The 14,759-nt window shown below is 57.1% G+C and carries 18 protein-coding genes; 15 read left to right on the top strand and 3 right to left on the bottom strand.

The features are described from left to right. Nucleotides 1–2: 2 nt before the first annotated feature. Genes HNR46_RS07785 through HNR46_RS07775 form a run of 3 tightly spaced genes read left to right on the top strand, consistent with a single transcriptional unit; the run spans nucleotide 3 to nucleotide 2,064 of the window. Nucleotides 3–830, top strand: coding sequence for a hypothetical protein (locus HNR46_RS07785; RefSeq protein WP_184017477.1), 828 nt, complete (start codon nucleotides 3–5; stop codon nucleotides 828–830). After that, entirely contained in the window at nucleotides 823–1,614 is a 792-nt protein-coding gene (locus tag HNR46_RS07780; RefSeq protein WP_184017476.1) for an ATP-binding protein, read from the top strand. Before HNR46_RS07785 ends, HNR46_RS07780 begins: the two co-directional genes overlap by 8 nt. Next, entirely contained in the window at nucleotides 1,615–2,064 is a 450-nt protein-coding gene (locus tag HNR46_RS07775; RefSeq protein WP_184017475.1) for a hypothetical protein, read from the top strand. A 60-nt stretch (nucleotides 2,065–2,124) separates the two neighbouring features. Here HNR46_RS07775 and HNR46_RS07770 read toward each other — a convergent pair whose 3' ends face one another. Further along, nucleotides 2,125–3,111 (bottom strand): hypothetical protein, encoded by a 987-nt coding sequence (locus tag HNR46_RS07770; RefSeq protein ID WP_184017474.1) that lies wholly within the window; start codon nucleotides 3,109–3,111, stop codon nucleotides 2,125–2,127. Nucleotides 3,112–3,250: 139 nt separating this feature from the next. On the opposite strand from HNR46_RS07770, the gene HNR46_RS07765 reads away from it, so the two are divergent. The 5 genes from HNR46_RS07765 to HNR46_RS07745 are packed head-to-tail and all read left to right on the top strand — an operon-like array spanning nucleotide 3,251 to nucleotide 7,280. Next, the gene (locus tag HNR46_RS07765) at nucleotides 3,251–3,901 is read left to right on the top strand and encodes a terminase small subunit (protein ID WP_221285069.1); all 651 of its coding nucleotides are present in this window, start codon (nucleotides 3,251–3,253) and stop codon (nucleotides 3,899–3,901) included. Continuing rightward, the gene (locus HNR46_RS07760) at nucleotides 3,898–5,319 is read left to right on the top strand and encodes a DEAD/DEAH box helicase family protein (RefSeq protein ID WP_184017473.1); all 1,422 of its coding nucleotides are present in this window, start codon (nucleotides 3,898–3,900) and stop codon (nucleotides 5,317–5,319) included. Before HNR46_RS07765 ends, HNR46_RS07760 begins: the two co-directional genes overlap by 4 nt. Nucleotides 5,320–5,374: 55 nt before the next feature. Then, nucleotides 5,375–5,632 carry a hypothetical protein gene (locus HNR46_RS07755; protein ID WP_184017471.1) on the top strand — a complete coding sequence of 86 codons (258 nt, stop codon included), beginning with the start codon at nucleotides 5,375–5,377 and terminating at the stop codon, nucleotides 5,630–5,632. A gap of 47 nt (nucleotides 5,633–5,679) precedes the next feature. Beyond that, nucleotides 5,680–6,948, top strand: a complete 1,269-nt coding sequence (locus HNR46_RS21505; protein ID WP_425491687.1) for a phage head spike fiber domain-containing protein — start codon at nucleotides 5,680–5,682, stop codon at nucleotides 6,946–6,948. After that, nucleotides 6,945–7,280, top strand: coding sequence for a hypothetical protein (locus HNR46_RS07745; RefSeq protein WP_184017468.1), 336 nt, complete (start codon nucleotides 6,945–6,947; stop codon nucleotides 7,278–7,280). The genes HNR46_RS21505 and HNR46_RS07745 overlap by 4 nt, the downstream gene beginning before the upstream one ends. 3 nt (nucleotides 7,281–7,283) lie before the next feature. On the opposite strand, the gene HNR46_RS21500 is transcribed toward HNR46_RS07745, so the two are convergent. Beyond that, entirely contained in the window at nucleotides 7,284–7,508 is a 225-nt protein-coding gene (locus HNR46_RS21500) for a helix-turn-helix domain-containing protein (RefSeq protein WP_184017466.1), read from the bottom strand. 166 nt (nucleotides 7,509–7,674) lie between these two features. Here HNR46_RS21500 and HNR46_RS07735 point away from each other — a divergent pair, with 166 nt between their 5' ends. The 3 genes from HNR46_RS07735 to HNR46_RS07725 all read left to right on the top strand — a co-directional run bounded on the left by HNR46_RS07735 (nucleotide 7,675) and on the right by HNR46_RS07725 (nucleotide 9,219). After that, nucleotides 7,675–8,172 carry a hypothetical protein gene (locus HNR46_RS07735; RefSeq protein ID WP_184017464.1) on the top strand — a complete coding sequence of 166 codons (498 nt, stop codon included), beginning with the start codon at nucleotides 7,675–7,677 and terminating at the stop codon, nucleotides 8,170–8,172. A gap of 91 nt (nucleotides 8,173–8,263) precedes the next feature. Next, a complete protein-coding gene (locus HNR46_RS07730) occupies nucleotides 8,264–9,022 on the top strand; it encodes an N-acetylmuramoyl-L-alanine amidase family protein (RefSeq protein ID WP_184017462.1) in 759 nt (252 codons plus the stop codon). Then, nucleotides 9,019–9,219, top strand: a complete 201-nt coding sequence (locus tag HNR46_RS07725; RefSeq protein ID WP_184017460.1) for a hypothetical protein — start codon at nucleotides 9,019–9,021, stop codon at nucleotides 9,217–9,219. Before HNR46_RS07730 ends, HNR46_RS07725 begins: the two co-directional genes overlap by 4 nt. Before the next feature lie 48 nt (nucleotides 9,220–9,267). Here HNR46_RS07725 and HNR46_RS07720 read toward each other — a convergent pair whose 3' ends face one another. Beyond that, nucleotides 9,268–9,819, bottom strand: a complete 552-nt coding sequence (locus HNR46_RS07720; RefSeq protein WP_184017458.1) for a hypothetical protein — start codon at nucleotides 9,817–9,819, stop codon at nucleotides 9,268–9,270. Here HNR46_RS07720 and HNR46_RS07715 point away from each other — a divergent pair. The 4 genes from HNR46_RS07715 to HNR46_RS07700 all read left to right on the top strand — a co-directional run bounded on the left by HNR46_RS07715 (nucleotide 9,809) and on the right by HNR46_RS07700 (nucleotide 14,758). Then, nucleotides 9,809–10,189: a hypothetical protein gene (locus HNR46_RS07715; RefSeq protein WP_184017456.1), complete on the top strand. Its 381-nt coding sequence runs from the start codon at nucleotides 9,809–9,811 to the stop codon at nucleotides 10,187–10,189. The two genes, HNR46_RS07720 and HNR46_RS07715, sit on opposite strands and share 11 nt — an antisense overlap. Before the next feature lie 299 nt (nucleotides 10,190–10,488). Beyond that, nucleotides 10,489–12,498, top strand: coding sequence for a phage portal protein family protein (locus tag HNR46_RS07710; protein ID WP_184017454.1), 2,010 nt, complete (start codon nucleotides 10,489–10,491; stop codon nucleotides 12,496–12,498). Continuing rightward, nucleotides 12,495–13,187 (top strand): hypothetical protein, encoded by a 693-nt coding sequence (locus HNR46_RS07705; protein ID WP_184017452.1) that lies wholly within the window; start codon nucleotides 12,495–12,497, stop codon nucleotides 13,185–13,187. The genes HNR46_RS07710 and HNR46_RS07705 overlap by 4 nt, the downstream gene beginning before the upstream one ends. Continuing rightward, a complete protein-coding gene (locus HNR46_RS07700; protein ID WP_184017450.1) occupies nucleotides 13,184–14,758 on the top strand; it encodes a hypothetical protein in 1,575 nt (524 codons plus the stop codon). The genes HNR46_RS07705 and HNR46_RS07700 overlap by 4 nt, the downstream gene beginning before the upstream one ends. The last annotated feature ends 1 nt before the right edge of the window (nucleotide 14,759 follow it).

The raw sequence follows: 14,759 nt of genomic DNA, 5'->3' as shown, positions 1-14,759 counted from the left end.
CTATGGAATGGCTCAATTTACACAGCAGCGTTCTCGACTCGCCTGAGTTCGTGGGCGAGGAACCGGTGAATCAGGCTACTTGGCTCAAGCTCCAGCGCTTCTGCATCGGACAGGAGAACGGCGGCCGCATCGAGTCGTGCAAAGACTGGAAAGACCGTAAGTGGCAGCAGCTGGTCCGTGTGACCAGACGCGAGATCGAAACCGATTCGGAGCTTTGGGAATGGGACGGGGAAAGCCTCGTGGTTCTGTTCTACCCGGTCGAAAAGGAAACCGAGGTGAAAACCAATCGTGCCAATGGCCGAAAAGGGGGAAGGCCGAAAAAGAAAACCCAACCCGATACCCCGGAGGTAACCGAAAATAAACCACCCGGTTTCGAATCGGAAAACCCAACGGAATCCCAACGCTTCGAAATCGCTGAAACGGAAAGGAAAGGAAGGGGAAGGGAAGGGAATGAGGAAAGGAAAGGAAGGGAAGCTGCTGCCGCAGCTCGCGCCCGCGAGGCGGAGTCGCTGGTATCCGCCTGTCCACGACCTGATCTGACCATGCCAGCCCTTGAGGCCGCAAGGAAGTGCATCAAGCGGCACGACGGCAACCACACCTTCGACGAGATTCTTGAAGCCACCAAAGCCGCGACCGCGGCAGTCAGGCGTTGGCCCGAGAACGAACGGATCGCCTGGGCACCAAGCGCCGAAAAGTTCTTCCGGGACGACCAATGGCGTCGAGCCCCGGAAAGCTGGGAGTCGCGTCGAGCTGCCAAGGTCGGCCTGAACAAACCCGCGACCATCGATGTCGGTGGTCGCAAACCTCAACTTCTCAACCTCGATGACTGATCCCACAACCACCATTGAAACCGACGACGAGCGTTCGACGATCGAGGTCCGGGCCTGTGATTCCTGCGGCTCGCCGTCGCCCTACGAGCCTGTGCTCATGTTCGGAAAGGACATGCTCGCTCACTGCCGGCACCTCTGCGATGCCTGCGAAGCCCGGGAAAAGGAGCAACAGGCTGAGGAAGACCGAAAGCAGGAGATCGCGGACATGAAAGCGAAGTGGGAGGCCATCGTGCCTGCGGATTATCGGGCCACCGACATCGAACATGCCGACTTCAACCGCCGGGTCTGGATGCGAATCCGTGACGAAGCATGGGAATCGCGTTCCATCGGGCTCGTCGGGCCTCCAGGCCGAAGCAAAACGCGGATCCTGGCCCTCGTGGCGAAGAAGATGATTCACCGTCACCGCACCATCGGGTGGATGAACACCTTCAAGCTTGAGCAGGCGTGGCGGGATCGGACCGACAGGAGGCTCGGCGAAGAGGCTCGCAAGCAGCTCCGGGTGTGGCAGCGCTGTCGTGTTCTCTTCCTCGATGACCTGGGAAAGTCAGCATGGACGGCGCCACTTGAAACAGCGCTATTCGAAATCCTCGAACATCGCCACGGGGAGGGACTGGTGACCCATTGGAGCCTCAACCCTCAGCCGGACGACATCGACGAAGATTTCTCGTCGCCCGAGGTGCTGACGGCGGCACTCGACCCAGATGGCGTGGCCTCGAAGCGCAACCGGTTCGCGCCAATCCTCTCTCGCCTAATCAACAACACCCTGATCGTCCCCGTTCGATAAATGAGTGACCGAAAAAATATTTCAGGCGCGAGGAAAACCGGGACAGAGTCCCGGTTAAGGACTTCGGGAGATCCAGTTTTGTGTCTCTCGGAAATCATTAAATTGACTGGTGTTGCAATCAGTAGAGCCGCGGAAATCTGCGGTTTCGAGGAGAGCACTTTTAGGAAGTGGTTTTCTGGTCGCAGGAGTCCTGCCAAAGCAACTGTTCTTGCTGCCATCCACTCCCTCGAAAGCAGCGACTACATGCGGATTCGCCTGGAGGAAGTGCATCACATCAAGAGGAAGCCGAGCGGCCTCTACCAAATGAGGGCAACGATCGATCGAGGGCCAAAGCTCGTCGGAGTACGCATCACACAGGGGCTGGGGACGAGAGATCTACGGGAGGCACTTGAGCGCCGCGACTTAATCATCGCGGCGTTGGAAAAGGCAGAGCGAATCTCAAATGGGTAGAAAATTGAGAACACCTCGTTTTATTCGGATCTTAATTCGGCACTATGAATTCCGCTTGAGCTATTCAGGCCAATTCTCTTCGGCAATTTCATCTACCACAGTCCAGTAGCGATGCATGTGAGCGACTGTGCCAAGAGCGGCATCGGTGCGAACATAATCTGAGTAGTGAATGGTGTCGCCTTGGGGGACGGCATCAACGATCTCAACCGAAATATCAAACGTGAATGGATGGTTATAAGTTCTCACCAGAACTGGCATTTTTACATTTCGAGGGATAGGTGTCCCCCCAATGGGGGAGGCGAGGACTAAATCTGTCTGAGACTCTTTATAGTCAAAGGTGTGCTCCCAAGTTCCAATCATCACGGTAGTCGGAAGAGAAGGTGGATTGCACCAGAAATCATGGTACCATTCGAGGAACTCGAAATAGGATTTGTCATCCCTTGGTTCCCATGATATCGCGTAGGTGGTTTTGCTTTTGAGTTGAATATCAGCCAGCTCTTTGTATTTGATTCTGGCTGCGAGCCAGTCTTGTTGGGATATAGGAGAATTTCTAGGGCTGAACCGGAGCCGAACACGCTGGCCATAATAGGCGAAAACTTCATCTCCGTTCTCATTTGCCATCATTGAAGTTCTTCCATTATAGACGCGAGCGCATCTTTCGCGGGAAGTTTCTGTTTTTGATTGAAGGTTTAATTCGTCGATTGGCAAGGTTAACCAATTGAGAGCATATGAGGCGGTTCCCTCGGGCCAACCCTTTATGGTGCTGTCCTGAAAGCGACCGTACCTTACGGTCTCAGAGAATGTTTTCCGCTCAATAGCCGAAAATGCTGCAAGATCTCGTTCCCGCTCCGTTCGACTGCTATGGCTTGCGAGGAATTCTAGCGCAATGGTTAGGATGCATGAAATCCCGATCAGTACAACCATGATACGCCCGGCTTTCGTGAATCTGCCTGTCTCCGGGCATCTAGTGCCGTAACAAATTCCCGTTAACGCCAGTGTCGCGGCGATCACGGAAATGCTTGAGCGAAGGATCGAAAAGTAGTCCACGCTCGCCATTTTAATTCTCTGATCAGGGACGGCAGCTAAAATAGGAGCTTGAATTTATAATGCCCTCTCGCGTTTTGGTGTAGGAAGGGGACCACGGCTCCCGGTTGACCTGTTTTCCGTTGCGTCGCGTACTTCCAACGTGACTCGCCCGACAAAGCGCCAGCCGAAGAAGAACGCCCCAGCCAAGAAGGCTGCGAAGAAGCGTGTAACTCGTGAATGCCGCATCTCGGAACCATCGTTGACGCCTAAGCAGCAGATGTTCTGTGAAGAGTATCTCGTCGACCTGAACGCAACTCAGGCTGCCATCCGGGCTGGATACAGTGAAGCGACGGCGAAGGAGATCGGTTTCGAAAACCTCACAAAACCTCATATCCAGACTGAGGTTCAGAGGCTCATGGTCGAGCGGTCGAAGCGGGTCGAGCTGACTGCAGATCGAGTGCTTCAGGAACTGAAGGTGATGGCGTTCTACGATCCTGGCGATCTTGGAAAGGCCAGCATCAACTGTCCGGCTGATATCGCCAAGCTTCCGGAAGAGGTTCGGCGGGCAATTATTGGCTGGTCATGGGACCGGAATGGAAACTTTACGCTCAAGCTTGCGGGCAAGACTCAGCAACTGGAACTCCTTGGAAGGCACCTGAAGATGTTCGCGCAGGGGATCGAGCACAGTGGTCCGGATGGGGCGCCACTCAATTCTGCGGTGGGGCTCTCACCGGAGCAGTTAGAGGCAGTTGAGAGAGTGCGACAGATCCGGGAGACGCAGTCGGCAAAGCGCGAGGGTGACGGAGCATGAGATACTGTCTTACGCCCGCAGAGCACGCGATTCTTGAGCTGGGACGCAACCCTTACGATTGGCAAATCGCAGCCCTTGAGGCGATTGGCCTTCAGGAATTCGGAGGGCCACCTGTCGCGCTCGCTGCTGCAAATGGATCGGGAAAGACCAACGACGTTATCGCGCCGGCAATCTCGTGGTTTCTGAGGAAATTCCCGCAAGGGTGGGTGATCATGACTTCAGGGTCATGGAATCAGCTCAAGAATCAGCTATGGCCTTCGCTCGCCGGTCTGAAACGGTTGAATCCTGGCTGGCGTGTCCGGCGAGGTTCTGAGTGCACAGTCACCACACCCACGGGAAGGCAGAGCGGAATTGGTGGCGTGATCGGATTCTCCACCAACGATCCCAACCGAGCTGAAGGATGGCACCCTAAGCTGCCTCGAGATCCGCTGTCGGGTCTTTCTGATGATCCGGTTTTCATCATCGTCGACGAGGCAAAGGGAGTCCCGGATGAGATCTTTGGTGCCTTCCAGCGATGCACTCGGAAGTTCCAACTCTGGACCAGTTCACCTGGGAAGCCTGAGGGGAAATTCTTCCAGGCGTTCAATCGAAACGCAGGACTCTACTGGACGAGGCGGATTCCGTCCTCTGAGTGCCCTCACATCGACCCTGCAAAGATCGCCTTCGACCGGGAGGAGCTTGGGGAAGATTCTCCATTGTTCAGGTCGATGCACCTAGCTGAGTTTACCTCGCTAGACACCCGGGTCGTCATCACCCCGGAAGCTCTGACGTTGGCGTTTGTGAGGCAACCGGAGAAAGACGAAGCAGGGGAGATTGTCGGGGCCTCGGACTTCGCGGCTGGAGGTGATGAGGACACGATCTCGATCAGAAGAGGGAACTTTCCGCGGCTCGTCGAAGCGTGGCGAGATAGCGACACGGTCCAGTCGCGTCGAAAGCATGTGAATCTCTACACGAAAGTTCATGGCCTCAAACCCTGGCAGGTCTGGGCGGATGCAGATGGCATGGGTATTCCGATCGTGAAGGACATGGCCGAGGAAGGTTTCAAGCCTCAGGAGTTTCGGGGCGGCTTTCCGGCGATTGACGACGAGAAGTACACGAACCTCATTTCGCAGGTTTGGATTGAAGGGTGCCGACTGATCGAGAGAGGGAAGATCCACCTCGGGCCTCGAGGGGATTTCAGCGCCGAGTTGTTCGAGCAACTCACGACTCGCCGCCTTGAATGGGACGATCGAGGGCGCCTTCGAATCGAGTCAAAGAAGAAGATGAAGGAGCGGGGCGTGAAGAGTCCCGACCGGGCAGACACCTACCTCATGTCCATCATGTGCGGAGCAAGAATGACAGGATCTCTGACCGCTGAGTCTGCTAAATCCAGCGTGATTCCAGCAAACCCATTTGGTGGCCGCACGGTGCGCTTCTGAGCGGGGACCACGCCGCCGAGTTCAATATGAGCCAAACTGAAGGCATCGTCTTCCCATGGCTGAACTACACGCTGCCGCTGATGTCGCCCCCAGTGGAAACACCGGGGAACTCGAAACCGTGACTGGAGCTGTCGTTGGAGTGATGTCCGAGCGACCTGCAGAAGTCCAGGGTCTTCGGTCTCCGGGAACTTGGCGATTCCTCGGACGCACTCAGGCTGACGGAAGCTGCATCGTGGTTACTCCAGTTCCTGAGATCAGGGTGGTCAACCTGAGTGACGAGGCCAACGAAATCCGGGTGACCGATAACCAGTGATTCTTCGACCTCAAATCCCAGCCGTCCTCACGCCGACGGAAGCTCCAATGCTGGTGAGCCTACTTGGCGGTGGCAACCTACCGTCATGGGCGCGGGGGGCGACGCTGTTTTGGGGACCCAAAGGCGGACGGTTTCAATCGATCCGAGGTCCGGAAATCCCGGCGGTCTCTCGCGCCTCGCAGGCCAGTTACTTCGACGCTGATGGCCTCCTGCGACTTGCGGCGTCCAACGAACTTCGCTCTGACCACGACCCTCTCACCGGAGCTTTCCTAGGCGCACTTTTTGAGCGTCAAAGCACCAACCTGCAATGGCACAGCGATCAGCTGAACAACACTAATGCGTGGAACCCAAGCGCTCTAGATGTCACTCCAAATACGGTTACGGATCCTGCCGGGACAAACCTTGCCGAAACTCTAGAATCAGCGGGCGCAGCGGCTGGAATTCTTGTGAGCCGCATTGCCACGGTTGTTCAAAATTCGACGTATTCTTTATCTTGTTTTGGGAAACCTGGTCTCACCAACTTTCTGCAAATTACGGGCGGCAGTGCAGCATTCGGGACGGGACAGCACACCAATTTTGACCTGAATAACGGAACTCTGACCGCGTTTGGTGGGGTAGGCAATATCAGAGCCCTGGTAAATGGGTGGTTCAGATGCAACCACCGGGTTGTTGCTTCGGCGGGGACAAATGGGGTTATGGCTCCTGCACTGTCTACAGGACTTGCGGCTGCGCGACTTCCCGCGATTACCCCTCCAGCCGGAGTCCACGCGTTTGGTGGGCAGATGGAACTGGGGGGAGTTTCTTCCTACATTCCGACCGGTGCAGCGGCAGCAACGCGCCAACAGGACGTCATGAGTCTATCTGACATGGACTGGTTTGACCCCTCGGCTGGCGTCATCCTCGCCGAAGTGGGCGCGTATCCGGGAAGCCTGACCGGCCAAGCGCGGCAAATCATTGCACTCGGGAGCGGGAACGATCGAATCATCCTTCGCGCGGCCGACACCGGCCCAGGCTACCCGCATGCATACGTTGGCAATGGTACCAGCTTGTCAGGCCCCACAAACGCCGGAACGACGACCGTCTCGGCTCGCGAATACGTCGCTCTCTCATTCTCCACCGCTGGAGGAAGCTATCTCCACCGCCGCATTGGCGACGGCGCGGCGGCATCCTCTGCCAACATCGGCAACTTCTCCGGCACCACTCCCGCAAGCATGTCCATCGGCAGCAACCTCGACGGACATCTCCGAAACCTCGCTTTCCTTCCCGGGCTCTACACTCCCTCCGAGGTGCGGGCCCTCCTCGACTCCATGCCATGATCGACTTCCTCATGAAATATCCGGACGTTGAAACCGCGACCGCGGCCGGCGTAGCGCTCGGGACCACCGATCCAGAGTCCGCTGAAACATTCCCGTTCGCCGCAGGCCTCAATCTCTCGGTGATCGGGCGGCATGCCTACCGCACCGGCGGCACCGACGAGGCACCCGAAATGACAGAAGTTCCCGGCTGGTGGGTGCTCGGCCGCGTCGCCGAAGACCATCCTCTTGCCCTCGAACTCCCTCCCGATCTGGCAGCCGTCATCGTTTGGCGCAGCGACTCCGGCGCACCCCGACCCGACTGGCCTGACTATCCTGATCGGGTTTGGGCATGAGTTTCACGGCTCCTCGTGCCTCCGACTACCGAGGATTTCCAAGACTTCGGAAGGAGGGAATCCCAACGCTCTCAAGAGGAGGAAAGCTTCCATAGGAGTGGGGATAACTCTCCCCTCCTCGACCTCGCGACAATGCGCAGGTGAGGTTCCGGCTCTTTGGGCTAATATCTCAAGCGAGACCTCCCGCTCTTCTCTCAGCTTCTTCAGCTCGCCTCCGAACGTCTCCATGCGCCAAATCATATTCGCGCCCCACAGTGGAGTCGATAGGGATATTCAAAACTCACTGATGGTCAAAAAACTACATAAAGTTAGGCTTGCTATGTGGAACTGACTTATTCGGGGACCACTGCCTTGCGTGGTCCGGGATGAACTCCTTAGCCACCATGGAAGTGCTATGAAGAAAGCGCTCCACATCCTCGCCGCCGTAGCGGCTGCTTGCTCGGCCCTCGGCGGTCTCGACCTCAAGGGCATTATCAACATCCTGCCTGAGAACGTGGCCGGAGTCATCGCCATCTTGCCTGTGGCGGCCATTGCCCTCGGTCACGTCATTTTGCTGGTGGGGGACTATCTCGATGACGGGAAGAAGAACGACAGTTTCGGCAAGCTCTCGGCAATCTTGCTTCCTCTGCTACTTGCCGTCGGATTCCTGACCCTCCAATCCTGCACGGGAGTCATCTCGGGGCTCACCGGGCAGCCTGTCGCGTCGGTCGCAGTCCTGCGACTCGACGAACCCACTGCCGAACCTTTCCAGGTGGCAACCGTCGATGTCCTCAAAGCTGAGGTCGCCGCTCAGAAGGCGCGGGAGGCCGGTACAGCCTTCCCTGTGAGCGGACTCTACGATGTCGGCACCGTGGTCGATGTTGTCGCTGAAGTTGTCGACTCGGGAAAGTGATCCTCTGGCGAGTCCTCACCCACTGAAGGCACTCCAACATAAGGTGGGGACACCGGCCGCCCCATGAAATCCAGGCCGAAGTAATCTCCTAATGAAAACTCCCACGACAGTTATCGATGCCGGCCACGGTGGCCATGACTCTGGAGCCCTCGGGCCCGGAGGATCGAAGGAAAAGGACATTGCCCTAAATGTGTCGAAAAGAGTTCACGCGATCCTGATCGAGGCGGGGGTGCGCTCGATCCTCACGCGGGACTCGGATGTGTTCCTTGGGCTGACAGAGCGGGCGGAGATCGCCAATCGTGCTGTTGCAGATCTCTTCGTGTCGATTCACTGCAATGCCGGAGGAGGGACGGGCTTCGAGGTCTACACCTCACGTGGCGAAACTACGAGCGATCGCGCTGCGACTCTCGTGTTCGAGGAGTTCGGATCAGCCAACCCCGGCAGCATTCGCCGAGTCGACCTCACCGACGGAGACGTTGATAAGGAGGCAGGTTACGCGGTCTTGGTCCGCACCAGTGGCCCCGCCATCCTGTTCGAACTGGAGTTCATTGACACCGACGCCGGCGAGTCCTTGCTGAACGATGCAGCTTTCCAGGAGCGCTCAGCCACTGCCATCGCTGCCGGTGTGCTTCGGTTCCTTGGGGTTGAATTGCCCGTCTCGCCACTTCCAGTCATCCCGCGCCGTAACGACATGCTCCGCTGGACACCGGCGGAGAAGGCCATCCACGCCGCCTTGGATGCCGTGGAGGAGGTCGGTGCCGATCCCCTACTGACCGAAGCCGTCACGCTTCTCTCGAACGCCCAGAACAAGGTCGCCGATTACGTCGACGCCGATCTGCTCAGCCAATGATCGAACTCCCCATTGCCTGGATCCTCGGAATCATCGGAGTGCTCGGCGGCGTTATCTCAGCGCTCGCCGGGCTTCTCTGGTCGACGATGAAGGAACGTCTCTCAGCTCAGGACAAGATCATTGAACGCCTCCAGGCCGACGTTGAACGCATGGCCAAAGGCTGCGGAATGGAGAGCTGCCATTGGAAGAGGCGGTAAGATCTGCCCCGTGTCATTTTGCTCGAGAGCGTGGCTTCTGGTGTGTCATTACCCGATCGCTAGTATCCCGACGTATCCATGAGTAACCGCTCCAAGCCAACTCTTTAGGTGCTCGACAGTCACCTTGATTGGTCCAATAAAGTCGGCTAATTCGTGTTCTCTCCCTTCTTGGAGGAGGAACGACCTAATTGAGGACTCAGAAAAATCGGCGGATTCCAATATCGCCGTAGACTGTGCAGAATCTTCGGGTCTAAAAGAAATGAAGGTCGATTTTACAATTCGGGTGAGATCTTTCCCGATTTGGTCCGTTGAGGCGAGGGTGTCAGGGGCAATCAATTCGACATCCAAGAGCAAGTGCCCAGAATACGGGTAGTCATCCAATTCTTGCGCATTTGAGCGAATGAACGCCCAGAATGGGTCTGGATGGAGAGGGAGCTTTGGCGGCAAGAAGCCGAATCGCTTTTTTCGAAGCGCCTTGGATTGCGACATGGCCGCCTCGACTACCCCAGCGCGATTGTTGTCACTGAGCAAGTAGAACGATCCAATGGTACTCATATATTTTGGCGAATAGCAGTTTCTGCTGCGGTCTTTGATCAGCAAGGCTCAAGGGTGGCTAAAACCGGCCTACCTGACGAGCTGCAATACTTGGACTTCAGAAGGAGAAGCGAAAATCGGAAGTAAGGTGCGCAATTTCAACGGGGAAGAGGTGATCTGGGCGGGGCGCAGTATTCTATTCGTTGTCTTCTTCCTGCTTGGTCTTGTCGCAAATAAAACAGATGTCGGGACAAGAGTCGTTCCATTCGTGGCTGCTCAAAATGAGAGGCTCATCGCCTGGCATAAGGACGGTGCTCATTTCTTCAATGCACTCATCACAGATGGATTCCATTGGGAGATTTTCGGGATTTTGACCTGGCTCAATGTTCGTCCTGAGTCGACAAACTTTCATTCGGGAGTAGGAGCAAATGTCTAATTTCCATTCAACCCAAAAGGGGTGAACGTTTGGTCTTAAAGCCGCTTTCAAAAGTGACCCGTCTTTCCTCGGACATGGGGACCGCTTGAACGGCTTCGTCTAAGATTGGGTTCGAGCTCTGAATACGGGCGATGAATCCAGTCGGATCAAGCCTTCCTCCGCGTCGCGACGAAATCGTCCGTGTTACCGCAGCTGACACTTCAATCGCATTGCCTTCTGCTCGGGCGCCGCGAGGTGGCATCAGGCCCATCGTTTCCCCAACTCCCCGGGATCGCTCGTTTGAGCGGATGCAGCGGGATATGCTGCCCGATGACGTTGCGCTGATTGTCGATAGCGCGATCAATGGCGACGTTCAGGCCTCAAGCCTGTTTTTTGCGACGATGGCCGACCGGTGGCCACACCTGCAGAAGGCGATCAGCGAGTTGGCAAGGGCAGCCCGTAAGGCTCCATGGAAGATCAAGGCCTGGACCGAGGACGAGGACACTGAACCGACGTCCAGTGCTGAGGAGAAGGCGGCCTTCTTCCGGCGAATCCTTTGGAGAGCTGATCCCCTTGAGGAGAAAAGCGAAGGTGCGATTGAGGATCTCTTTGAATGGCTCACTTGGCAGTATTTCACAGGTATCGGGGTTTCCGAAGTGCGCTGGAAGAAGCGGGAGGATGGGATGATCGTCCCACGGGCTTATTTTCTGACGCCAGCGAGATTCTGCGCTTACCCCTCTACCGGCACTTTCGGGGACATCGAGGATCAACTGATGCTCGATCCTGAGGGAGGCCTGACGGGATGGACCAATCTTGTTCCGTTCAACGAAGGCAAATACCGCAACCGATTCTTGGTAGCGATCAAGCGAGGGCACCTCGGACACCCGACGGTTGCCGCACCACTTCGGGCGCTGTCCACATATTGGCTTGCTGCGCAGTATGGCCTGAAGTGGTTCCTTCAATACACCCAGAAGTTCGGCACGCCCTACATGTGGGCAACTTATCAGTCGGACCCGGATCGAGACCCGGTTTGCCAAATGCTGGCTGAGATGGCCGCGAATGGCTACGGAGTGGGACCCAGCGGGATGGAGTTGAAGCCGCTCGACGTGATGAAGGGCGCAAGCCAGATCCCACAGAAGGAGTTGATCGAGCTGGCTGACCGGCAGTGCGATGCATTCATTCTTGGGCAAACTCTCACCACGGATACCGGCGAGAACGGCAACCGGTCGCTCGGGATGGTGCACCAGAACATCCGGCAGGATGTCATTGAGGGAGTTTGCGACTTCATCGGCGGGATTCTCACCCGACAGCTCGGGCGGCACATTCTCCGTCTCAACTACGGTTCCCACGAAGAGGCTCCTGAAATCTATCCCGATTGGCCCGACAACAAGGACGAGAAAGCGATGGCGGAGCGTGACGAGATCATCGTCCGTGCCTTTCCCGGCCTGGAGTGGTCGGAGTCGGCTATTCGGGAGCGATACGGAATCGAGAAGCCGAAAGACGTCTCCGATACCTTCATTGCTGGTGGTAGTCGTGAGCAAGGAGGTCCCGCAGCAGGTGCTGCCCCTGTGGCGAACACTCCTCCGTCTGGTGCTCCCGATTTAACTGCCCGGGCCGCAGCGAAAAGAGCGGCAGAGGAGGTATGGGAGGAGTTCGAGGATAGCCTGGGAGTGCCACGGTCGGAGATGCCCCAAACCACCAATCGCAACCGATCAGCGTTGGTCCAATTCCTTCGTGCTCGGGGTGTCGATGCTTCGCTGACTCTTCCCAGAGCAGGGGACCTGAAACCATCGCAGAAGAATTTCCGACGGGATAAGGTCGATGCGATCAAGCAAGCGATGTCTGACGGGACGTTGAAAGGAGGATCGATTCTCACGTCGAGCGACGGTTACGTGATCGATGGACATCACCGCTGGCTCGCCCAACTTGAGCTGGATCCCGAAGCTCAGATTGAGTCGCAGATGCTTGGAGTGCCTGCCATGAGGGCATTGATGCTCCTGCACCGGATGCCGAGCACGAAAATTGCAGCGAAGCAGGAAACGCCGCCTCCAGAAGATGGCCTTGAGAAGATCGTCGATTCGATGCTTGAGAACTTAACGGGAGTGTCCGCCGAATGGCTCGGCAATGTGCAGCCGTTCTTCGCACGTCTCGCTGCTCTGGCTGAGTCTGGTAACGTCAGCGATGAGGATCTGATTGAGGCCGTCGAGAAAGCTCAGGGAGAGATGCCGGAGCTATTTGATCGCCTCGACACAGAGGCGCTGAGCGACGCTCTCGAAGACTCAATGGCCGCGGCAATGCTGGAGGGCTCGACCTATCGCTTTAAGCCGTGATCCACATTGAGGTCAACTTCGAGGGAATCCACGAGCTGGATGCGGAGCTTAAGCGCCTGATCGGAGCGATGACTGGTTCCGAGGCGACCGAACTCAATCAGGTGGCAGCCCAATCGGCGGTTCTTGCAGCCCGGGACTATCACCTCGCTTTTGCTCAGGATCGTAAATGGGACAATCCCAGCCTTGGCACACATGGGCCAGGCCGCGAGTCGACGGGCTTCGGCGAGGACATCGCTGTTGCCTGGCATGTCGCTTCCTCCGATGCGACTGGCGCAATCATCGCTAATGGCGCGCCACTCTACCGCCACAAGGTAAAGGGCGGACCTATCACACCGAAGAGGGTAAAATTCCTCACCATTCCCATTGTGCCCGAGGCCCATGGTCGTCGGGCGATCGATTACTCGAGGGATTTCAGCAGCCGATTGTTCATGATTCCCGGGAAAATGGCTCTCTTCGAGAGGGTTGAGAACGAAGGGGATTTCTCAGTTCTTACTCCTACGCGAATCCGAAAAAGGAACGGTCGCAATGCAGGATTGGCGGCGCGGTCCACAGTTCGCGCAGTCTACCTGCTGAGCCGGGGCATTACTCAGGACCCTTGGCTGGGTGCATTGCCCCCGGAAGAAGACCTCATTGAAGCCTTTCGGCGCGGTTGGCTTGAGGAACTCGCAACGATCGTTGACATGCCATGATTACCCGACCCAAGCCATTTATGGAGACGCTGGGCTTCATCGAGAAGAAGGTTCCGCGAGGAGAACTTTGGGACTCGGCCGAGTGGGGGAACCAGCGCGCTGCTGTGCGGGTGCGTGCTATCTGGTCGGCAGGCATCGAAGATGCCCGCTTCGCTGAACGTACCCGCCAGCTGCTCCTGGACTTCCTGACTCAAGCTACGGAGGAGGTCGTCGGTCCGGACGGAGTGAAACGGAAAGCACTCAAAGTCGGATCAAGGGCGGACTTCGTGAAGAAGATCCGGGAATTCATGCTGAAGGAGGGAATGGCCAAGGGGGGATTCGGGGAAGTGAATCGCAACGACGTGACGGACCTTCGCTCAGCTGCCCGGCTCAAGTTGATTTTCGACACGAACATCCGGCAGGCATTTGGGTATGGGAAATGGCGTCAAAGCATGTCGCCAGCGGTCCGCCGCGCCTTTCCTGCGGCTCGATTCGTCAGGGTCCGCGGGGTGAAGGAACCTCGGCTCCGTCATGCTGCAGGAGAGGGAGACGTACGCCTCAAAACCGATTTCGACTTCTGGGCGAAGTGGCACAATGATCCGCTGATCGGAGGATTCGGGGTCCCGTGGGAGCCCTACGGATTTCATTCAGGCATGGGTCAGCAAGATGTCAGGCGCGAAGAAGCAGAAAGACTCGGCCTGAAAGTGAACGAACCGGCGCCCAAGACACCGGGATTCAACGAAGGATTGCGGGCTGAGGTTGGGAAGCTCGATCCCGAGTTACGGAGAAGGCTTGCGCAGAGATTGCGGCAGATCGCCAACCGGGAAGGCGACGAGATGAAGATCAAGCCCGAGGTCGCAGCGAATCCGCAAACGGCCGAAGGGGTCTCAGGAGTCGACATCAGCTCCAATGCCAGTGTTCGGGTGAGAGGGGAGATGGGGCAGCAGATTCGGCGGGCTCTTGAGGCCATCGATCGAGTGCACGGTGTGGAGTTCAAAGACTCTGCCGCTGCGGTGTGCTCCTATGAGCGGAGACCCGGAGCGCCGGGAGGAACGAGAGGTGACTTCAATCCCTTCGACTCCCCGAAGATCCGCATCACTCCACCCATCCCGGAAACCCCTGATCGCGGTCTGACGATTGCTCACGAAACGGGCCACTATCTTGACCACTGGGCCTTCTGGAATGGAAAAGGGGACCCGTCTCCCATCAAACCACCTCCCAACTTTAATCCTCCTCCGTATGCCCCAGCACTTGGAACATGGGGAAGTTTCGGAGACGAATTCGCGGGTTTCCGGCAGGCTGTGGAGGCTTCGGAGGCTTACAAGGCTCTGAGCGTCGACCCTAACCTTCCATCTCGCTATCGAGAATACGCCTGCGAACCTCACGAGTTGTTTGCACGGGCTTACGCCCAGTGGATTGCCATTGAATCGGGGGATGAAGGAATGCTTAAGGCGCTTCGGGCCGAACAGGCGGCCATTGAGGGACGCCGCCAAGGGGCGACGCAGTGGACAGATTCAGACTTTGAGCCTATCCGTGAGGAGCTGCGGAGATTGTTTGCCCGCCGTGGATGGCTCCGAATCCCATTTGAATGAT

It is taken from the genome of Haloferula luteola (genome assembly GCF_014201715.1).
Classification (GTDB): domain Bacteria; phylum Verrucomicrobiota; class Verrucomicrobiia; order Verrucomicrobiales; family Akkermansiaceae; genus Haloferula; species Haloferula luteola.
This window is presented reverse-complemented; position numbering and strand designations above follow the sequence as displayed.